Raw genomic sequence first — 20,426 nt, forward strand, 5'->3', positions numbered from 1 at the left:
GGGGTGGAGTGGTTCACGGCGGACTCCTACTGGCTGAGCCGTCTGGTGTTCCAGCGGGTCCTGGCCGCGGTCTATCTCGTCGCCTTCCTGGGCGCCGCGCTGCAGTTCCGCGCGCTCATCGGCGCGCGCGGCATGCTGCCCGTGCCCCGGTTCGTCGCGGCGGTGCCGTTCCGGCGGGCGCCGAGCGTCTTCCACTTCCACTACTCGGACCGGTTCTTCGCGCTGTGGGCCTGGACGGGCTGCGCGGTGGCCGTGGCGCTGCTCGCGGGCGTCGACGGGCTGCTGCCGCTGTGGGGCGCGATGCTGCTGTGGCTGGTGCCGTGGGCGCTGTACCTGTCCATCGTGAACGTGGGGCAGACCTGGTACGGCTTCGGCTGGGAGTCGCTGCTGCTGGAGGTCGGCTTCCTCGCCGTGTTCCTCGCGGGGGACGACGTCGGGCCGCCGGTCCTTGTGCTGTTCCTGCTGCGCTGGGTGCTCTTCCGGGTCGAGTTCGGCGCGGGCCTGATCAAGATGCGCGGCGACCCGTGCTGGCGCTCCCTGACCTGTCTGTACTTCCACCACGAGACGCAGCCGCTGCCGGGGCCGCTGAGCTGGTTCTTCCACCGCCTCCCCCGGCGCCTGCACCGCGTCGAGGCGGCGGCCAACCACGTCACCCAACTCGCCGTGCCCTTCCTCCTCTTCACCCCGCAGCCGGTCGCGACGGGCGCGGCCCTCCTGATGGCCGCCACCCAGCTCTGGCTGGTCCTGTCCGGCAACTTCTCCTGGCTCAACTGGCTGACGATCGCGCTCGCCCTCAGCGCCGTCGACTGCCACCGCCTGCTCGGCGACGCGGCGGCCCCGCCCGCGGCTCTCGGCGCTCCCCCGCTCTGGTACGAGGTCCTGGTCATCGCCGTCACGGCGGGGCTCCTCGCCCTGAGCTGCCGCCCGGCCCGCAATCTGTTCTCCCGGCGGCAGGTCATGAACCACTCCTTCGACCCGCTGCATCTGGTCAACGCCTACGGCGCGTTCGGCAGCGTCAGCCGGGTGCGGCACGAGGTCGTGATCGAGGGGACGTCGGACACGGACCCTCGGCCGGATGCGGAGTGGCGGGAGTACGAGTTCAAGGGCAAGCCCGGGGACGTACGGCGCTGGCCGCGTCAGTTCGCGCCGTACCATCTGCGGCTCGACTGGATGATGTGGTTCGCGGGGCTCTCGCCCGCCTACGCGCGATCGTGGTTCGGGCCGCTGGTGGAACGGCTGCTGGCCGGGGACCGGGACACGCTGCGGCTGCTGCGCCGCTGCCCCTTCCCCGACCAGCCACCGCGCTACGTACGGGCCCGCCTGTACCGCTACCGCTGCACGACCTGGCGGGAGCTGCGCGCGACGGGCGCATGCTGGGAACGCCGCTACGTACGCGAGTTCTTTCCGCCGACGCGACTCGACACGAACCCGTCACCGGACGTCTGACCTCGCCGGGCGGCCGCGGCGTGCTTCGTGAGGTTCACAGGCCCCGCCCCTGATCCGACAGCCCGTAGACGCGCCGCGCCGTGCCGGCGAAGACCTCCGTACGCTCGGCGTCACTCAGCTCGGCCGTCATCTCATGTGCCGCGTCGACCACGTGACCGTACGGGGCCGCGAGGCCCGACACCGGCCAGTCCGAGCCGAACATCAGCCGGCCGGGACCCAACGCCTCCAGGGCGGTGTCCGTGTACGGGCGCAGGTCCGAGGGCGTCCAGGTCGCCCAGTCGGCCTCCGTCACGAGCCCGGACAGCTTGGCGGTGGTGTTCGGCAGGGACGCGAGCACGCGCAGGGACGTCGCCCAGGGTTCGAGGGCGCCGGACGCGATGGGCGGCTTGCCCAGGTGGTCGAGCACGAAGGAGACGTGCGGCAGGCGCGCGGCGGCCTCGGCGCACAGCGGCAGTTGGTCGGGGCGCACCACGAGGTCGTACACGAGGCCCGCGTCCGCCACGGCGGCGAGGCCGCGCCGCACGTCCGCGCGCAGCAGCCACTGCGGGTCGGGGTCGGACTGCACCTGGTGCCGGATGCCCACCAGGTGCTTGCCGCCAGGCAGTTCGACGAGGGCGGCCAGGGCTTCGGCGACGTCGGGCCGGGTCAGGTCGGTCCAGCCGACGACCCCGGCGATCAGGTCGCTGTCCGCCGCGAGCGCCAGGAACTCGGGGGTCTCCTCGGCCACGGTGACGGTCTGCACGAGGACGGTGGCGACGACCCCGGCGGCGCGGGCGTGCGGCGCGAGGTCGTCGACGGTGAAGGTCCGCCGGATCGGGGCCAGTTCGGGCCCGGTGATCCAGTCCTGGTCGCGCACGGCGAGGTCCCACACGTGGTGGTGGGCGTCAACGATCGCCGGTGTCACGGCAGTTCCCATACGACGGGCAGGCCCGCGCCCGCGCCGTCGTCGGAGTAGTCGTGGACCACGTCGAGCAGCTCCGCCATGCGCGCCTGCCAGGCCACGTTCACGGGCAGCTTCTCCAGCTCGGCGAGGAGGCGGGCGTAGTCCGCGCACTCCAGGACGTGGAACAGGTCGGTGCCGCTGCGCCAGATCGTCCAGGACGTGGCGCCCGCGGCGCGGATCGCCGTGGTCAGTTCGGCGGGGACCTCGCGGTGCGCGGCGTCGTACTCCTCGACGCGGTCGGCGCGGACCTTGGTGTGCAGGGCGACTCTCATCGGGCGTCAGCCTCTCCGGGGAAGCCCTCTCCGGGCACGGGCACCTCGGGCGGCAGCAGGCCCTCCGCCCGCGCCTCCTGCCAGAAGCCGGCGGGCACGTCGGCCGTGAACTGCGCGGCGGCATCGGCGACTTGGCCGGGCGCGTGGATGCCGACCAGGACGCTCGCCACCGCCGGGTGGCCGAAGGGGAAGGCGAGGGCGGCGGCCCGCAGGGTGGTGCCGTGCCGGACGGCGAGGGCCGCCAACGAGCGGGCCCGGTCGAGGAGTTCGCCGGGCGCCTCGGTGTAGTCGAAGCGCGCTCCCTCCTTCGGGTCGGCGAGGAGCCCGGAGTTGAAGACGCCGCCGATGACGATCGACGCGCCGCGTGCGCTCGCGGCGGGCAGCAGCTCGGCGAGGGCCTGGTGGTCGAGGAGCGTGTAGCGGCCCGCGCACAGCACGGCGTCGACGTCGGTGTCCCGGACGAAGCGGGTCAGCATCTCGGCCTGGTTCATGCCCGCCCCGATGGCGCCCACGACGCCCTCGGAGCGCAGCCGTTCCAGGGCGGGATAGCCCTCGCGGAAGGCCTCTTCGCCGTGGTCGTCCGGGTCGTGGAGGTAGACGATGTCGACCCGGTCGAGGCCGAGCCGCTCCAGGCTGGCCTCGATCGAGCGGCGCACGCCGTCCGCGCTGAAGTCCCAGCGGCGCCGGTGCGCGGCGGGCACGGCGAAGCCGCCGTCGGCCAGGTCGTCGCCGGTCACCGGCCCGCTGACCGGCTCCAGGATCCGCCCCACCTTCGTGGAGATCGTGTACGCGTCCCGGGGGCGCCCGCGCAGGGCCGCGCCGATCCTGCGCTCGGACAGGCCGAGGCCGTAGTGCGGCGCGGTGTCGAAGTAGCGCAGGCCCGCGTCCCAGGCGGAGTCGAGCGCGACGGCCGCGTCCTCGTCGGTGACGGGCGAGTAGAGGTTGCCGATGCCCGCGCCGCCGTACGACAGCTCGCTGACGCGGACGGCGCTGCGGCCGAGGGGCCGCTGGCCTATGCCGCTCACTGGGCCACCGGCCGCAGCCGCAGGCCCTGCATGCCGCCGTCCACGGCGAGCGCGGTGCCGGTGGTGGCGCCGGACAGGGGGCTCGCCAGATAGGCGATGGCCCCGGCGACCTCGTCGGCGGAGACGAGGCGGCCGGTGGGCTGGCGGGCCTCCAGGGCGGCGCGCTCGGCCGCCGGGTCGTCGGCGGCGTCGAGGAGGCGGCCGACCCACGGGGTGTCCACGGTGCCGGGGTTGACGCAGTTCACGCGCACTCCTTCCCGTACGTGGTCGGCGGCCATGGCGAGGGTGAGGGAGAGTACGGCACCCTTGGACGCGGAGTACAGGGCGCGCTGCGGCAGGCCCGCGGTCGCGGCGATGGAGCAGGTGTTGACGATCGCCGCGTGCGCGGACGACCGCAGGTGCGGGAGGGCGGCGCGGGTGGTGCGGACCAGGCCGAGGACGTTCACGTCGAGGACGGTGTGCCACCGGTCGTCGTCGTTGTCCTCGACGGTGCCCTGGGCGCCGATGCCCGCGTTGTTGACCAGGACGTCAAGTCCGCCGAGGTCGGCCACCGCGGCCGCGACGGCGCCCCGCACCGCCGTGTCGTCGGTGACGTCGGCCGCGTATCCGCGCAGCGGTTTCCGCACGCCGCTCGGGTCGAGGTCGAGCACCGCCACCTGGGCGCCCCGGGCGGCGAGGAGTTCCGCCGTGGCCCGGCCGATGCCGGAAGCGCCGCCGGTGACCAGAGCCCTGAGGCCGGTGAAGTCCGTCATGCCGCTGCCCCCTTCTTTGCCGCGGTTGCCGAGTCGGCCGTGGTGGCCGTGGTGGCGGTCTTGGCCGCGAGTTCGGCCTGATGAGCGAGGTCGGCGGCCCAGAAGCCGCCGCCGGGGTAGGTGAATTCCGCGAGGGACTCGGGACGCATCGTCGCCGAGAAGCCGGGCGCGGTGGGTGCGGTGTAGTGGCCGTCGCGGATCACGACGGGGTCCACGAAGTGTTCGTGGAGGTGGTCGACGTACTCGATGACGCGGTTCTCCGTGGTGCCGGACAGCGCGACGAAGTCGAACATCGACAGGTGCTGGACCAGCTCGCACAGGCCGACGCCGCCCGCGTGCGGGCACACCGGCACCCCGAACCGGGCGGCGAGCAGCAGGATCGCGAGGTTCTCGTTGACGCCGCCGACGCGGGCCGCGTCGAGCTGGAGGACGTCGATGGCGCCCGCCTGCAGGAGCTGTTTGAACACGATGCGGTTCTGCACGTGCTCGCCGGTGGCCACCTTCACCGGGGCGACGGCCGCGCGGATCGTGGCGTGCCCGAGGACGTCGTCGGGGCTGGTGGGCTCCTCCACCCAGTACGGGTCGAACTCGGCGAGGGCGCGGGTCCAGCGCACGGCCTCGTCGACGTTCCAGCGCTGGTTGGCGTCGATGGCCATGCGGATGTCGGGGCCGATGGCCGCGCGGGCGGTGCGGCAGCGGCGGATGTCGTCGTCGAGGTCCGCGCCGACCTTCAGCTTGATCTGGGCGAAGCCGTCGGCGACGGCCTGCCGGGCCAGGCGGGTGAGCTTGTCGTCGCTGTAGCCGAGCCAGCCGGGCGAGGTGGTGTAGCCGGGGAAGCCTCGGTCGCGCAGCTCGGCCTCGCGGGCATCCGCGCCGGTGCGGCCCGCCCGCAGCAGCTCCAGGGCCTCGGCCGGGCTGAGCGCGTCGGCGATGTAGCGGAAGTCGATCTGGGAGACCAGCCACTCGGGGTCGGCGTCGGCGAGGAGCTTCCACAGCGGGGTGCGGGCGCGCTTGGCGGCCAGGTCCCAGACGGCGTTGACGACGGCGCCGATCGCCATGTGCATCACGCCCTTCTCGGGCCCGAGCCAGCGCAGTTGGCTGTCGCCGACGAGGTCGCGGTTGAGCGTGCCCGGGTCCCCGCACAGCTCGTCGAGGGAGCGGCCGACGACGTGGTGGCGCAGCGCGTCGATGGCGGCGACCTGTACGTCGTTGCCGCGCCCGATGGTGAAGGTGAAGCCGTGGCCTTCGAGTCCGTCCCCGGCGTCGGTGCGCAGCACCACATAGGCCGCCGAGTAGTCCGGGTCCGGGTTCATGGCGTCGGACCCGTCCAGTTCCCGGGAGGTCGGGAAGCGGATGTCGTAGGTGTCGACCGCCGTGACGCGGCCGGGAGTTGGGGACACAGGAGGCCTTTCCGGAAAGGAACAGGGAGCCAGGGGCGGGCGGGGACGTCAGTCCTGGGCGCGGCCCGTGGTGACGCGCGCGATCATCAGGGCGACCAGGATGATTCCGCCGTAGATGGCCTGGATCCAGAAGGACGGCACCTGGGCGAGCGTGAGCAGGTTCTGTACGACGCCGAGCAGCAGGACGCCGGTCAGCGCGCCGAACATGGTGCCCTTGCCGCCGTCGAGGCTGATGCCGCCGATGACCGCCGCCGCGAACACCGTGAAGATCATGTTGGTGCCCTGGTTGGCGTTGATCGCGCCGACGTAGCCGGTCTGCATGAGCCCGCCGACGGCGGCGAGGCTCCCGGCGACCACGAACACGCCGAGCATGACCCGGTCGACCCGGATGCCGGCGGCCCGCGCGGCCTCGGGGTTGCCGCCGATGGCGTACAGGGCGCGGCCCACCCGGTGGTACTTGAGCACGAGGCCCGCGATGCCGAAGGCGGCCGCCGCGATCCACACCGAGAGCGGCACGCTCAGGAACGTGGAGGTGGCGAGCGTGAAGAACGGCTCGGGCATGCCGAACAGCGTCTTGCCCTCGGTGGCGCCGACGAGGACGCCGCGCAGCACGATCAGCATGGCGAGCGTGACGATGAACGCGTTGAGCTTGAGCTTGACGACGAGGACGCCGTTGAACGCGCCGATCACCGCGCCCACCAGGACGATCGCGATCAGGCCTACGGCCGTGGGCAGGTCGGTGCCGAACCCGGCCTGGGCGGCGGGCAGCACCAGCAGCGCGCCGATCGCGGGCGCGATGCCGACGACCGACTCCAGGGACAGGTCGAACTTGCCGGTGATCAGTACCAGCGACTCGGCGAGGACCACCATCGCGAGGGCCGCGGACGCGCCCAGGATGGAGATGAGGTTCCGCTCGGTGAGGAACGAGTCGTTGACGAAGGCGCCCAGCACGATGAGCAGCAGCAGGGCGGGGACGAGGGCGAGTTCCCTGGCCCGGTTCAGCAGCATGGCGCGGGCCTGTGGGCGGGCCTTGGCGACGCTTTCGGCGATCTCCGCGGTGGGCGAGGCCGACGGGGCCTTGGTGTCAGCCACGACGTTCCACTCCTTCAGTTCGTGCTGTTCCAGGTGCTTGTGGGGGGACTTGGCTGCCGTCTCCCGGCCGGTCCGCGGCCCCGCTGTGGGCGCCGGGGACCGTGACGCCCTCGATGGACGCGATCAGCTCGTGGTCGTGCCAGCCCGCCGCGTGCTCCGCGACCACGCGGCCGTGGAACAGGACCAGGACCCGGTCGCAGCGGCGCAGGTCGTCGAGTTCGTCGGAGACGACGAGCACGGCGGTGCCGTCGTCGCGGGCGTGGTCGACGCGGGCGAGCAGGGACTGCTTGGACTTCACGTCGACGCCCGCGGTGGGGTTGATGAGGACGAGCAGCCGCGGGTCGGAGGCGAGGGCGCGTGCCATGACGACCTTCTGCGCGTTGCCGCCGGAGAGGTCGGACACGGGCTGGTCGGGGCCCTCGGCGTGGATGTCGAGCCGCTTGATGAGCCCGCCCGCGAAGGTGCGCTTGCGGTCGGAGCCGACGAAGCCGTACCGGCCGAGCCTGCCGAGGACGGTCATGGTGGCGTTGTCGCCGATGGACATGCCGTACACGAGGCCCTCGCCGTGCCGGTCGCGCGGTACACAGCCGACTCCGGCGCGCAGCGCGGCGGGCACGTCTCCGAACGTGAGGGGTTCACCGTCCAGGAGGGCGGTGCCCGCGGTCGGGGTGTGCAGGCCCGCGAAGGACTCCGCGAGGTTGATCTTGCCGCTGCCGCTGGATCCGGCGAGCCCGACGACCTCGCCCCGGCGCACGGTGAGATCGACGTTCTCGTACGAGGGGCTGGTGAGCCCGCGCACGTCGAGCAGGACGGGGGCCTCGGCGGGGACCTCGGGCCGGGCGCTGTCCTTGCTCTCCGCGACGGCCTCGCCCGCCATGGCCTCCACCAGGGCGGCGCGCGGAAGTTCGGCGACGGGGGCGGTGGTGATCCAGCGGGCGTCGCGCAGCACGGTGACGGTCTGGCACACCTCGTACACCTCTTGCAGGTGGTGCGAGATGAACAGGAAGGTCACGCCGGATTCCTGGAGCGCCCGCATGCGCGTGAACAGCCGCTCGATCTCGCGGTTGTCGAGCTGCGCGGTGGGCTCGTCGAGGACGATGAAGCGCGCGCCGAAGCTGAGCGCCCGGGCGATCTCGACCATCTGGCGGTCCTCGACCTTGAGGTCGGCGGTGCGCGCGTCGGGGTCGACGTGGACGTCCCAGGTGCGCAGGACCTCGGCGGCCTCGGCCTTGAGGCGCCGCCAGCTGATGAGGCCGCCGCGGCCCTGGGGCTGGCGGTTGATGAACAGGTTCTCGGCGACCGTCAGTTCCGGTACGACGGTGGGCCGCTGGTAGACGCAGGCGACCTTGCGGCGCCAGGCGTCACGGTCGGCGAGCGGCGGTGCGGGCTCGCCGTCGAAGGTGACGGTGCCGGCGTCCGGTGCCTGCAGGCCGGTGAGGATGGTGACGAGGGTGGACTTGCCCGCGCCGTTGCGGCCGACGAGGGCGTGGGACTCGCCGGGCCGGACGGTGAGGCGGCCGTCCTGGAGGGCCACGGTGGGTCCGTACCGCTTGGCTATGCCGGTCGCCTCGACGAGGGGGACGCCCCCGTGCGCGGCGACCGGCTCTATCGCTGACTTCGTCATTTGGCGGCGTTGCCCCAGAGCTTGGCGTCGTCCACGTTCTCCTTGGTGACGAGCGGCGCGGGCAGCTGGTCCTCCAGGATGCCGCTGGGCAGCTTCACGATGGTGGAGTCGTGGTCGGTGGGGCCGGGCTTGAACTTCTTCCCGTTCATGGCGGCCTTGATGTAGTACATGCCGTACTTGGCGTACGCGTCGGCGGGCTGCGAGACGGTCGCGTCGATCTGGCCCTTGCGGATCGCGTCGAACTCCTGCGAGATGCCGTCGTTGGACACGATCGAGATGTGCCCCTTCGTGCCCGCCTTCTTCAGCATCCCCTTGGACTTGAGGGTCTGCAGGGTGGGCGCGAGGTAGACGCCGCCCGCCTGCATGTAGATGCCCTTGATGTCCGGGTTGGAGTTCAGGAGGGTGTCGAGCTTGGACGCGGCGGTGTCCGACTCCCACTTGGCCGGAATCTCCAGGACCTTCAGCTTCGGGTACTTGTCCTTGACGCAGTCACGGAAGGCCTTGGAGCGCTCACGCCCGTTGACGGACGCCAGGTCGCCCATGATCTGGACGACCTTCCCGGTCTTGACCTGCTTGCCCAGGTAGTCACAGGCCTTCTGTCCGTACGCGACGTTGTTCGCGCGCACGACCATCGCGACCTTGCCCTTCTCGGGCGCCACGTCGACGGCCACCACGGGCACGCCCTTGCGCTCGGCCTGGTCGAGGCCCGCGGAGATCGCGGCGCTGTCGAGCGGGGCGACCACGAGGCCCTTGACGCCCTGGTTGAGCTGGTTGTTGATGTCGGTGATCTGCTGCGAGGGGTCGCTGTTGGAGTTGACGGTCTTGAGCGCGTCGACGTCCTCGGACTTCGCCATCTTCGGCACGTAGTCGTTGTACGACTGCCAGAACGGCGAGGTGAGCAGCGGCAGGATCACACCGACCTTGCCCTCGCCGCCCGCCTTGTCACCGGATCCCCCGGTGTCCTTCGTACTGCCGCAGGCGGTGAGCGCGAGCGCGGCGCAGGCCGCCGCGGCTCCCACGCGGACGCCCTGCGCACGCCGCTTCCTCCGGGGGCTGTTCCGCACTGTACTGCCGACCATCTGACGGCTCCTCATCGAGCGAATCAAGCGGGACTGATCACGGACTGGAAAGTGGGTCGAGTGACCGTTGGGCGAATATTTATCAGACCACTTGCTCGCCACAACACCCCTAGAGGCCAAATTTTCCCGAATTCCAGCCATAGTGGTCCGACCACATCTGTGGCTAGACTGCGCGGCACCCCGCAAGTGAAGGAGCGGCCCGTGGACCAGAGCGCCCAGAGCGACCCGCCCGTGCGCAAGGGCACCGCGCCCGCCCAGGAGGGCACCGCGCAGGCCGTGCCCCCCACGCAGAAAGGCACCGTGACACAGCGGGCCATCGAGCAGATCAAGGCCATGATCGGCGAGGGCCGCCTCGAGCCCGGCCAGCGGCTGCCCACGGAACGGGACTTGGCCACCCGGCTCGGGATCTCGCGCAGCTCCATGCGGGAGGCCATCCGCGCCCTGACGGTGCTCGGCGTCCTGGAGGCACGGCACGGCTCGGGCATCTACGTGACCCAGCTCGAGGCCGGAGACCTCCTGGAGACCTTCGGCGTGGTCGCCGACCTGTCCCGCGGCCCGCGCCTGGTCGAGCTGCTCGAAGTGCGCCGGGTCCTGGAGTCCACCGCGACCGCGCTCGCCGCCGCCCGCATCTCCCCCGACCGGCTGGCCGACGTGGAGAAACACCTCGCCGCCATGAACGCCACCGACGACCCCGAGGAGATCCTCTCCCACGACCTCGCCTTCCACCGGACGATCGCGCTCGCCGCGGGCAACGACACGATGGCCGCGATCCTCGAAGGCCTCTCGTCGCGCACGTTCCGGGCCCGCGTGTGGCGCGGCTACCAGGAGGAGGGCGCCTTCGAGCGGACCCGCCGGGAGCACGCCCGCATCCACCGGGCACTGGTCGCCCGGGACCCGGAGGCCGCGCGGGCCGCGGCGGCGGCGCATGTGGGAGAGGTCGAGGAGTGGCTTCGGGGACATGTACATGCAGACGGAGGGGCAGGAGAGGTAGGCAGGGCAGGTGCGGCGGGTGGGACCGGGGACGCGGCCGGGGACGCGGAAGAAACGGGGTAAACGGGGCGGAGGCAAGGCCTCCGATGCAGGTGGGGCGGTTGAGCCGAGCGCGACAGGGGGCAGGCGCCCGGCGCTGTGGCAAGGTGGGCCTGTGAACCTGGAGGACCTCGTCCGGCTGCGCCGCGCCCGCGACCGGATGGACCGTGAGTACGCACAGCCGCTCGACGTACCGGAGCTGGCGCGCTTCGCGCTGATGTCGCCGGGCCACTTCTCCCGCAGCTTCCGCGCCGCCTTCGGCGAGACGCCGTACAGCTACCTCATGACGCGCCGGATCGAGCGGGCCAAGGCCCTGCTGCGGCTCGGCGACCTGTCGGTGACGGAGGTCTGCTTCGAGGTGGGCTGTACGTCGCTGGGGTCGTTCAGCTCGCGGTTCACGGAGCTGGTCGGCGAGAGCCCGTCCGCGTACCGGGCCCGCGCCCATGACGAGGGCGCCGCCGTCCCCGCCTGCATCGCCAAGATCCACACGCGCCCGATCAGGGCGGGTCGGACCAGCGGCGGCCGGGCCGGGACCGGTCAGGAATCGAGAAGCGAAACACCGCCCCCGCCCGTAGCGTGACCGGCATGGACATCGACGCCGTCCGCGCCTGCGCCCTCCGCGAACCCTGCTGCCACCCGCCGCGCCCCGACCGGCCCGGCAAGCGGTAGTCCCCACCGGCCCAGCACGGCACAGCACGGCACAGCACGGCACAGCAGATGGAGACATGAGCAGCATGGCCACCAAGACGGACCGGCGGTCGCCCGCGCCGCACGAAGCCGACAGCCACGACATGATCCGCGTGCACGGCGCCCGCGTGAACAACCTCAAAGACGTCACGATCGAGATCCCCAAGCGCAGGCTGACGGTGTTCACCGGCGTCTCGGGCTCGGGCAAGAGCTCGCTGGTGTTCGGCACCATCGCCGCGGAGTCCCAGCGGCTGATCAACGAGACGTACAGCGCCTTCGTGCAGGGCTTCATGCCGACCCTCGCGCGGCCCGAGGTCGACGTGCTCGACGGGCTCACCACCGTGATCACCGTCGACCAGCAGCGGATGGGCTCCGACCCGCGCTCCACGGTCGGCACCGCCACCGACGCCAACGCGATGCTGCGCATCCTCTTCAGCCGCCTGGGCAAGCCGCACATCGGCCCGCCCAGCGCGTACTCCTTCAACACCGCGACGGTGAAGGCGAGCGGCGCGATCACCGTCGAGCGCGGCGACAAGACCAAGGCGCAGAAGGCGACCTTCCAGCGCACGGGCGGCATGTGCACGCGCTGCGAGGGCCGCGGCGCGGTCTCCGACATCGACCTCACCCAGCTCTACGACGACTCGAAGTCGCTCGCCGAGGGCGCGTTCACCATTCCCGGCTGGAAGTCGGACAGTCAGTGGACCGTACAGGTCTACGCCCAGTCCGGCTTCGTGGACCCGGACAAGCCGATCCGCCGCTTCACCAAGAAGGAAATGCAGGCCTTCCTCTACGGAGAGCCGACCAAGGTGAAGGTCAACGGCGTCAACCTCACCTACGAGGGCCTGATCCCCAAGATCCACAAGTCGTTCCTGTCCAAGGACAAGGAAGCGATGCAGCCGCACATCCGGGCGTTCGTGGAGCGGGCGGTCACCTTCACCGTCTGCCCCGAGTGCGACGGCACGCGGCTCAGTGAGGGCGCCAGGTCGTCGAAGATCAAGCGGATCAGCATCGCCGACGCCTGCACGATGGAGATCAGGGACCTGGCCACATGGGTCCGCGGTCTCACGGAGCCGTCGGTGGCGCCGCTGCTCACGGCGCTGCAGCAGACGCTCGACTCGTTCGTGGAACTCGGGCTCGGCTACCTCTCGCTGGACCGGCCTGCGGGCACGCTGTCCGGCGGTGAGGCGCAGCGCGTCAAGATGATCCGCCACCTCGGCTCCTCGCTCACCGACGTCACCTACGTCTTCGACGAGCCCACCATCGGCCTGCACCCGCACGACATCCAGCGGATGAACGAACTGCTGCTGCGGCTGCGGAACAAGGGCAACACGGTGCTCGTCGTGGAGCACAAGCCGGAGGTCATCGCCATCGCCGACCATGTCGTCGACCTCGGCCCCGGCGCGGGCACGGGCGGCGGCACGGTCTGCTTCGAGGGCACCGTCGCGGGACTGCGGGCGAGCGACACCGTCACCGGCCGCCACTTCGACGACCGGGCCGCCGTCAAGGACGCGGTGCGCGAGCCGACCGGCACGCTGGAGATCCGCGGCGCGACGGCGCACAACCTGAAGGACGTCGACGTCGACGTGCCGCTCGGGGTGCTCGTCGCCGTCACCGGCGTCGCGGGCTCCGGCAAGAGCTCCCTCGTGCACGGCTCGATCCCGGCCGACGCCGACGTGGTGTCGATCGACCAGACCCCGATCCGCGGCTCGCGGCGCAGCAACCCGGCGACGTACACCGGTCTGCTCGAACCGATCCGCAAGGCGTACGCGAAGGCCAACGGCGTGAAGCCCGCGCTGTTCAGCGCCAACTCGGAGGGCGCCTGCCCCACGTGCAACGGCGCGGGCGTCGTCTACACCGACCTGGGGATGATGGCCGGGGTCGCCACCCCGTGCGAGGAGTGCGAGGGGAAGCGGTACCAGGCATCGGTGCTCGACTACCACCTCGGCGGCCGGGACATCAGCGAGGTGCTCGCGATGTCGGTGACCGAGGCCGAGGAGTTCTTCGGCTCCGGCGAGGCGCACACCCCCGCCGCGCACAAGATCCTCGCCCGCCTCGCCGACGTCGGGCTCGGCTACCTCACCCTCGGCCAGCCGCTGACCACCCTGTCGGGCGGCGAGCGGCAGCGCCTGAAGCTGGCGGCCCACATGGCCGAAAAGGGCGGCGACCGGCTCGTGTACGTCCTCGACGAGCCGACCGCCGGCCTGCACCTCGCCGACGTCGAGCAGTTGCTCGGCCTGCTCGACCGGCTCGTCGACGCCGGCAAGTCGGTCATCGTGGTCGAGCACCACCAGGCGGTCATGGCGCACGCCGACTGGATCATCGACCTGGGCCCGGGCGCGGGCCACGACGGCGGCGAGATCGTCTTCGAGGGCACCCCCGCCGATCTCGTCGCCGCCCGCTCCACGCTGACCGGCGAGCACCTCGCCGCCTATGTGGGCGCCTGACCCGCTCAGCCGCGCGTGAACCTCAGCGTGACCAGCTCGAACGCCCGCAGTGACACGGCCACTTCGCCGTCCGCGAGCTCCGGGGCGGCCGCCCCGGCCAGCGGCCGCTCCAGGAGGTCCGTCACCGCGACCGAGCCGACGGGGAAGCCCACGGCCAGGGTCGCCTTGGCGCGCCCGCCCCTGGACTCGTGGAAGCGGACGACCACGTCGCCGCTGCCGTCGTCGGCGAGCTTGACCGCGGTGACCACGACGGCGTCGTTGTCGACGCCGACCAGCGGGGCGACGGGCGCGCCGCCGGTGAGGGTCCGCTCGGGCAGGTTGATCCGGTAGCCCTCGCGCACGGCGTCGCCGACGGTGGCGCCGGGCGCGAGCGCGTGCCGGAAGCGGTGCACGCCCTGGTCGGTCTCGGGGTCGGGGAACCGGGGCGCCCGCAGCAGCGAAACCCGCACCGTCGTGGTCGTCCCGGCGTCGGTGTCCCGCACGGCGCGGGTGACGTCGTGGCCGTACGTCGAGTCGTTGACGAGCGCCACGCCCCAGCCCGGCTCGTCGACGTGCACGAAGCGGTGGTTGCAGGCCTCGAACTTGGCGGCCTCCCAGCTGGTGTTGGTGTGGGTGGGCCGGTAGAAGTGCCCGAACTGGGTCTCCGAGGAGTACCGCTCGGCGTGCACGTCGAGCGGGAAGGCCAGCTTGAGGAACTTCTCCGTCTCGTGCCAGTCGACCTCGGTGTCGATGTCCAGGCGCCGCTCACCGGGCGCGAGGGTCAGGACCTGCGTCATGCGGGACGAGCCGAAGACACGCACGACACGGACCGAGGCACCCTCGCCGGGCACCACCTCCTGAGCATCCGTCAGATCGCTCACGGAGTTCCGATAGAACTCGTCGACATCCCAGGCGTCCCACATGTTCGGGAAGTCGGCGTGCAGTTGCGGCAGGTTGGCGGCCTGGCCCGGGGCGACGGTCTCACGTTCCGCCTCGATGTCGTACGCGGACACGACGAGCCCCCGGGCGTCGATCTCGACGCGCAGCAGGCCGTTGTCGAGGACGTACCCGCCATCCGCGCGGGCGGCGATGGCGGACTGGCCCGCGGCCACGGGCAGGGCGGCGCCGCCCGCGGGGACCCCGTCGCGGGTGTGCGGCGCGGAGTTGAACACGAGGGCGCTGTCGCCCTCGCCCGCGAGGGCGCGCTGGGCCGCGGCGATGATGCCGTTCAGGTCGGCCGCCACCGCCGCGTACGTCGCGCGGGCCTCGCGGTGCACCCAGGCGATCGACGAACCGGGCAGGATGTCGTGGAACTGGTGCAGCAGCACCGTCTTCCAGATCCGGTCCAACTCCTCGTACGGGTACGGGAATCCGGCACGCACCGCGGCCGTCGCCGCCCACAGCTCGGCCTCCCGGAGCAGGTGCTCGCTGCGGCGGTTGCCCTGCTTGGTGCCCGCCTGGCTGGTGAGGGTGGCGCGGTGCAGCTCCAGGTACAGCTCGCCGACCCAGACCGGCGCGTTCGGGTACTCGGCCTCGGCCTTCTCGAAGAACGCGGCCGGGGTCTCCCACTGGACGGTGGCCGAACCCTCCAGGTTCCGCAGCCGCCCCGCCTTGGCGATCATCTCGCGGGTGGTGCCACCGCCGCCGTCGCCCCAGCCGGTCGGCGCGAGCGAGTGCCGGGCGACGCCCTTGTCCTTGAAGTTCCGTGCCGCGTGGGCGATCTCACTGCCCTTCATGGAGCAGTTGTACGTGTCGACGGGCGGGAAGTGCGTGAAGATCCGCGTCCCGTCGATGCCCTCCCACTGGAAGGTGTGGTGCGGGAACTTGTTGGTCTGCGACCACGAGATCTTCTGCGTCAGCAGCCACTTGGCGCCCGCCGCCTTGATGATCTGCGGCAGGCCCGCCGCGAACCCGAAGGTGTCCGGCAGCCACGCCTCGTCGTTCTCGACGCCGAACTCCTCCAGGAAGAAGCGCTTGCCGTGCACGAACTGCCGGGCCATCGCCTCCGAGCCCGGCATGTTCGTGTCCGACTCCACCCACATGCCACCGGTGGGCACGAACCGCCCCTCGTCGACGGCCTTCTTCACCTTCGCCCACACCTCGGGCCGGTGCTCCTTGATCCACGCCCACTGCTGGGCCTGCGACATGGCGAACACGAAGTCCGGCTCGTCCTCGAGGAGCGCCGTCATGTTCGACGTCGTCCGCGCGACCTTCCGCACCGTCTCCCGCAGCGGCCACAGCCACGCCGAGTCGATGTGCGCGTGGCCGACCGCGCTGATGCGGTGCGCGGAGTCGTTCGCCGGTGCGGCCAGGACGTCCGCCAGCTCGGCGCGCGCCGCCGCCGCCGAGCCGTTCACGTCCTGCAGGTCCACCGCGTCCAGGGCCCGGTCCACCGCCCGCAGGATCTCGAAGCGGCGGCCCGAGTCCTCCGGCAGCTCCTGCATCAGCTCGCCCAGGACCTCCAGGTCGATGACGAGCTGCCACACCGTCTCGTCGAACACCGCGAGGTCCATGCGCTCCAGGCGGTACTGGAGCTCACTGCCCGCCGTCTCCTTGTCGCCCAGCTGCGTCGGCAGGAAGGGGTGGTAGTCGAGGATCACCGGGTTGGAGGCGGCCTCTATGTGCAGGTGGACCTTCTCGCCGCCCTCGGCGGGGGTCGCGACGCGGACCCACTGGTTGCGCGGGTTGAGGCCCTTCACGGGGGTGCCGTCGGGGCGGTACACCAGGCCCTCGCACTGGAAGCCCGGCATGTTCTCGTCGAAGCCGAGGTCCAGTACGGCCTCGACCGTCTTCCCCGCCCACTCCTGCGGGACCGTGCCCGTCACCCGGAACCAGCTCGTGCCCCACGGCTTGCCCCAGCGGGCGCCCGCCCGCGTCGGCTCGGGGGTGGCTGCCAGGCCTTCGGCCACGGGGACCGGTTCGTCCGGGGCGTTCCAGACGGCGATGTCCAGCGGGACGGAGTGGGGGTAGACGGCGGGGCGGATGCGCTCGTCGAGGACGCGCTTGAGGCGGCCCTCGACGAGACGACGGTCGTCGTGCATGTGGGGTTCTCCGTGTTGTTCGGGGTGGCTGGTGTGGGTGGTGGGGTGGGTGGGGCCTGCTGGGAGCTCCCCAGTCCCGCCCCTTTCCCGAAACTGGGGCTCCGCCCCGGACCCCGCTCCTCAAACGCCGGAGGGGCTGACTTCAGCCCGTCGTGGGGTCCCCCCTGCTCCTTAAGAGTTTGGGGGAGTTTGAGGACGAGGCGCGGAGCGCCGATCAGCGGGGGTCCGGGGGCGCAGCCCCCGGTTCGGGAAGGGGCGGGACCGGGGCGCCCCGCAGGGCCCGCCTCAGCCCAGGACCTCGGACGGCCGCACCACCTCCCCGATCCCCCGCGCGGCGAGATGCGCCGCCTCCTCCGCCCGCTCCGCGAGGACGAACGTGGGCCGCACCCCGTCCGCGGCAAGCCGGGCGAAGGCCTCGAACACGGCGCCGCCGGGCGCGCACGCGGACCGCCGCGAGAAGTCGGGGCCGACGTCGACGACGAGCGCGGTGGTCCGGGGGGCGGGTGCCGGACGCCCGTCGCGCCACTCCTTGGCGAGCCGCGCGAGGGACTCCCCCGCGGGCTTGACCCGCCCGTCGTTGGTGAGAAGACCGAGGCTGTACTCGAGTTCGGGGAAGTCGGCGAGGGAGCGGGAGACGTCGTGGGAGCACCACCACGTCACCCCCCACACATCGGCGCAGTCGAGCGCGGCGGTCACCGTGGCCTCGGTGAAGGCGGCGGCGTCCGCCGCCGGGATGAGCGGCGCGGGCGCGCCGACCTCCTGGAGCCACACCGGCCGCCCCGGCGCGAGGGCCCACGCCTTGGACAGCTCGATCATGTACGCGGCATGCTGCCCGGTGGCGACGCCGTCGCGCCCGTGCCGCTGGGCGGTGCCGTTGAAGACCCAGGAGTGGACGGCGGTGACGGCGCCGCGGCGCGCGGCCTGGGCGGGCGTGAAGGGCTGGTCGTCCTGGTACCAGGCGGCGTCGTACTCGGCGTGCAGGTGCAGCCGCCCGGGGGCGCCCTCCTCGCAGGCGGCGAGGACCTGGGCGAGCCAGGCGTCGGCCTGTTCCTGGGTGATGCGGTCGGGGTCGGGGTGCGGCCCGGCGGCGAACTGGTTGATCTCGTTGCCGATGGTCATGCCGATGAAGTTGGGCCGGTCGGCGAGCGCGGCGGCGAGGGTGCGCAGGTAGTCGCGCTGGCCGGAGAGCACGTCCGGGTCGGTGAAGAGGTTGCGCCGGTGCCAGGTCTGCGTCCAGGCGGGCAGGAAGTCGAAGCTCGACAGATGACCCTGCAGCCCGTCGACGTTGACGTCGAGCCCCCGCTCGGCGGCGGCGTCGGCGAGGGCGACGAGCTGCTCGACGGCGCGCGGCCGGATGAGGGTGCGGTTGGGCTGGAAGTACGGCCAGATCGGGAACACCCGGACGTGGTCGAGCCCGAGGGCGGCGACGGCGTCGAGGTCGCGGCGTACGGCGTCGAGGTCGAAGTCGAGCCAGTGGTGGAACCACCCTTGGCTGGGGGTGTAGTTGGCGCCGAAGCGGGGCGCGGCGGCGGGTGCCGCGCCGGGCAGGTCGTCAGAGCTCAATGCGGATCCTGGTTCTGGGAGCGGGGGCGGTGCGGGCGGCACTGCGGCGGGGCGGGGCGGCGGGCGGGGCTGCGCGGGTCAGCCCTTGACCGCGCCCTCTCCGACGCCGCGGAAGAAGTACCGCTGGAGGCAGGCGAAGAGCACGATCAACGGCAGCACGGCGATCACGGTGCCCGCGGCGACGAGGCGTTCGTCGTTGGCGAAGGTGCCGTGCAGGTAGTTGAGGCCGATGGTGAGCGTGAACTTGTCGGGGTCGCTGAGCACGATGAGGGGCCACAGGAAGTCGTCCCAGGCGCCCATGAAGGCGAAGATGGCGACGACCGCGAGGGTGCCCTTCACGGCGGGCAGGGCGATGCGGAAGAACCGCTGCCAGACGTTCGCGCCGTCGACGAAGGCGGCCTCCTCGACCTCGTAGGGCAGGTTGAGGAAGGCGTTGCGCATCAGCAGGACGTTGAGCGCGGAGATGCAGCCGGGCAGCAGGACGCCGATGAGGGTGTTGTTGAGTTCGAGGTCCCGCATGGTCGTGAACTGGGCGATGATGATGCCTTCGACGGGCACCAGCATCGCGAGGATGAACACGAGGGTCGCGGCCTTGCGGCCGCGGTAGCGCAGCCGGGCCAGGGCGTAGCCGGCGAGGGCGGCGCCCACGCAGTTGGTGAAGACGTTGGCCGCGGCGACCTTCAGGGAGTTGAGGGCGTAGTCCCAGACGGGGATGGTGTCGGCGACGCGTTCGTAGTTGTGCAGGGTCGGGTCGGAGGGCAGGAAGCTCGGCGGGGAGCTGAAGATGTTCTCGTGCGGGCCCTTCAGGGAGGTCGAGAGCTGCCAGAGGAACGGCCCGATCATCAGGGCGAGCATGACGAGGAGCAGGGTGTAGCGCAGGGCCAGCTCCCACAGCGGCATGCGGCGGCCGTTCTCGTCGGCGACCCGGCCGCGGCGCGAGCGCGCGGCGGGCTTCGTCCGGCTCTTGCGGGGCGTCTCTTCCCGCGCCGCGACCGCGGCGGATGCGGCATCGTCCGTCGGCTGCGTACGCATCACGCGTCCTCCTTCCGGTCCGCGCGCAGCACGAGCAGCATCAGCGCGACGGTGACGACGAAGATGACCACGGAGATCGCGGAGGCGTAGCCGACGCGGCCGGTGAGGCCGGTGCCGGTGCGCTGGACCAGCATGACGAGGGTGGTGTCCTCACCCGCGGGGCCGCCGGTCGGTCCCGCCATCAGATAGACCTCGGAGAACACCTTGAAGGCGGCCACGGAGGACAGGGCGGCGACCAGGACCATGGTGGAGCGGACGGCCGGGACGGTGACGGAGAGGAAGCGGCGCACCGGTCCGGCCCCGTCCACGGCGGCGGCCTCGTGCAGTTCGCGGGGCACGTTGGCGAGCGCCGCTAGATAAATGATCATGTAGTAGCCGAGGCCCTTCCAGACCGTGACGCCCATGGCGGAGAACAGCAGCAGCCACTGGTCGCTGAGGAAGCCGACCTTCCCCGCTCCGACGGCCTCCAGGACGGCGTTCACCAGGCCGCGTTCGTCGAGCATCCACACCCAGATCAGGCCGACCACGACGATGGAGGCGACCACCGGGGTGTAGAAGGCCGACCGGAAGAACGTGATGCCGGGGATCTGCTTCTGCACGAGCAGGGCGAGCAGCAGCGGAAGCACGACGAGCGCGGGCACCACCACCAGGACGTACAGCGTGCTGTTGCGCAGGCCGATCCAGAACATGTCGTCGTGCAGCAGCTCGCGGAAGTTCGCGAGCCCGACGTACTTGCCCTCGACCAACTGCCGTTTGTCCGTGAAGGAGTTGATGATGGTGCTGACGAACGGATAGAGGATGAAGACGCCGACGATCACGAGGCCGGGGGCGGCGAACAGCCAGGGGCTGGTGACGAGTTGGCGGCGGATGCGGCGGGCGGGGCGCCGCCCGGCGGCCGCCCGCGGGCCGGTCCCGGACTTCTGCGGCGCCGGGCCCTCGGCGGCCCGCCCCGCGGTGCGCGCCGCGGCTGCTGCTGGACTCTTCATGGCGTACGTTCCCTGGTGATGGGGTGGCTCGG

At 71.8% G+C, this 20,426-nt stretch carries 15 protein-coding genes and 1 pseudogene; 4 read left to right on the forward strand and 12 right to left on the reverse strand.

The features are described 5' to 3' along the window. Positions 1 to 3: 3 nt before the first annotated feature. Positions 4 to 1,446, forward strand: coding sequence for a lipase maturation factor family protein (locus IE274_RS37340; protein WP_190120396.1), 1,443 nt, complete (start codon positions 4 to 6; stop codon positions 1,444 to 1,446). Between the two features lie 34 nt (positions 1,447 to 1,480). On the opposite strand, the gene IE274_RS37345 is transcribed toward IE274_RS37340, so the two are convergent. Genes IE274_RS37345 through IE274_RS37380 form a run of 8 tightly spaced genes read right to left on the reverse strand, consistent with a single transcriptional unit; the run spans position 1,481 to position 9,633 of the window. Further along, complete coding sequence (locus IE274_RS37345; RefSeq protein ID WP_190120397.1) at positions 1,481 to 2,362, reverse strand: amidohydrolase family protein; 882 nt, start codon at positions 2,360 to 2,362, stop codon at positions 1,481 to 1,483. Next, positions 2,347 to 2,661 carry an L-rhamnose mutarotase gene (locus tag IE274_RS37350; RefSeq protein WP_190120398.1) on the reverse strand — a complete coding sequence of 105 codons (315 nt, stop codon included), beginning with the start codon at positions 2,659 to 2,661 and terminating at the stop codon, positions 2,347 to 2,349. The genes IE274_RS37345 and IE274_RS37350 overlap by 16 nt, the downstream gene beginning before the upstream one ends. Further along, positions 2,658 to 3,686 carry an aldo/keto reductase gene (locus tag IE274_RS37355; protein WP_190120399.1) on the reverse strand — a complete coding sequence of 343 codons (1,029 nt, stop codon included), beginning with the start codon at positions 3,684 to 3,686 and terminating at the stop codon, positions 2,658 to 2,660. Before IE274_RS37355 ends, IE274_RS37350 begins: the two co-directional genes overlap by 4 nt. Continuing rightward, positions 3,683 to 4,438: an SDR family NAD(P)-dependent oxidoreductase gene (locus IE274_RS37360; protein WP_190120400.1), complete on the reverse strand. Its 756-nt coding sequence runs from the start codon at positions 4,436 to 4,438 to the stop codon at positions 3,683 to 3,685. Before IE274_RS37360 ends, IE274_RS37355 begins: the two co-directional genes overlap by 4 nt. Next, positions 4,435 to 5,838, reverse strand: a complete 1,404-nt coding sequence (locus tag IE274_RS37365; RefSeq protein ID WP_229910072.1) for an L-fuconate dehydratase — start codon at positions 5,836 to 5,838, stop codon at positions 4,435 to 4,437. The genes IE274_RS37360 and IE274_RS37365 overlap by 4 nt, the downstream gene beginning before the upstream one ends. Before the next feature lie 48 nt (positions 5,839 to 5,886). Then, a complete protein-coding gene (locus IE274_RS37370; protein WP_372447281.1) occupies positions 5,887 to 6,930 on the reverse strand; it encodes an ABC transporter permease in 1,044 nt (347 codons plus the stop codon). Continuing rightward, positions 6,923 to 8,554, reverse strand: coding sequence for a sugar ABC transporter ATP-binding protein (locus tag IE274_RS37375; protein WP_229910073.1), 1,632 nt, complete (start codon positions 8,552 to 8,554; stop codon positions 6,923 to 6,925). Before IE274_RS37375 ends, IE274_RS37370 begins: the two co-directional genes overlap by 8 nt. Next, complete coding sequence (locus tag IE274_RS37380) at positions 8,551 to 9,633, reverse strand: sugar ABC transporter substrate-binding protein (protein ID WP_190120401.1); 1,083 nt, start codon at positions 9,631 to 9,633, stop codon at positions 8,551 to 8,553. The genes IE274_RS37375 and IE274_RS37380 overlap by 4 nt, the downstream gene beginning before the upstream one ends. A 231-nt stretch (positions 9,634 to 9,864) precedes the next feature. Here IE274_RS37380 and IE274_RS37385 point away from each other — a divergent pair. The 3 genes and pseudogenes from IE274_RS37385 to IE274_RS37395 form a co-directional block, all read left to right on the forward strand. Then, a pseudogene (locus IE274_RS37385) lies at positions 9,865 to 10,602 on the forward strand (FadR/GntR family transcriptional regulator); the annotation flags it as partial. 175 nt (positions 10,603 to 10,777) lie between these two features. After that, the gene (locus IE274_RS37390; protein ID WP_229910074.1) at positions 10,778 to 11,242 is read left to right on the forward strand and encodes a helix-turn-helix domain-containing protein; all 465 of its coding nucleotides are present in this window, start codon (positions 10,778 to 10,780) and stop codon (positions 11,240 to 11,242) included. Positions 11,243 to 11,396: 154 nt separating this feature from the next. Next, a complete protein-coding gene (locus tag IE274_RS37395) occupies positions 11,397 to 13,793 on the forward strand; it encodes an ATP-binding cassette domain-containing protein (protein WP_190120402.1) in 2,397 nt (798 codons plus the stop codon). A gap of 5 nt (positions 13,794 to 13,798) precedes the next feature. Here IE274_RS37395 and IE274_RS37400 read toward each other — a convergent pair whose 3' ends face one another. The 4 genes from IE274_RS37400 to IE274_RS37415 all read right to left on the reverse strand — a co-directional run bounded on the left by IE274_RS37400 (position 13,799) and on the right by IE274_RS37415 (position 20,394). Continuing rightward, entirely contained in the window at positions 13,799 to 16,813 is a 3,015-nt protein-coding gene (locus tag IE274_RS37400) for an alpha-mannosidase (RefSeq protein WP_190120403.1), read from the reverse strand. A gap of 285 nt (positions 16,814 to 17,098) precedes the next feature. Then, the gene (locus IE274_RS37405; protein WP_190120404.1) at positions 17,099 to 18,376 is read right to left on the reverse strand and encodes a glycoside hydrolase 5 family protein; all 1,278 of its coding nucleotides are present in this window, start codon (positions 18,374 to 18,376) and stop codon (positions 17,099 to 17,101) included. 78 nt (positions 18,377 to 18,454) lie between these two features. After that, a complete protein-coding gene (locus IE274_RS37410; protein ID WP_162501271.1) occupies positions 18,455 to 19,276 on the reverse strand; it encodes a carbohydrate ABC transporter permease in 822 nt (273 codons plus the stop codon). A gap of 131 nt (positions 19,277 to 19,407) precedes the next feature. Continuing rightward, positions 19,408 to 20,394: a carbohydrate ABC transporter permease gene (locus IE274_RS37415; RefSeq protein ID WP_190120405.1), complete on the reverse strand. Its 987-nt coding sequence runs from the start codon at positions 20,392 to 20,394 to the stop codon at positions 19,408 to 19,410. Positions 20,395 to 20,426 lie beyond the last annotated feature (32 nt).

Source organism: Streptomyces flavofungini (assembly GCF_014650815.1).
Lineage (GTDB): Bacteria > Actinomycetota > Actinomycetes > Streptomycetales > Streptomycetaceae > Streptomyces > Streptomyces flavofungini.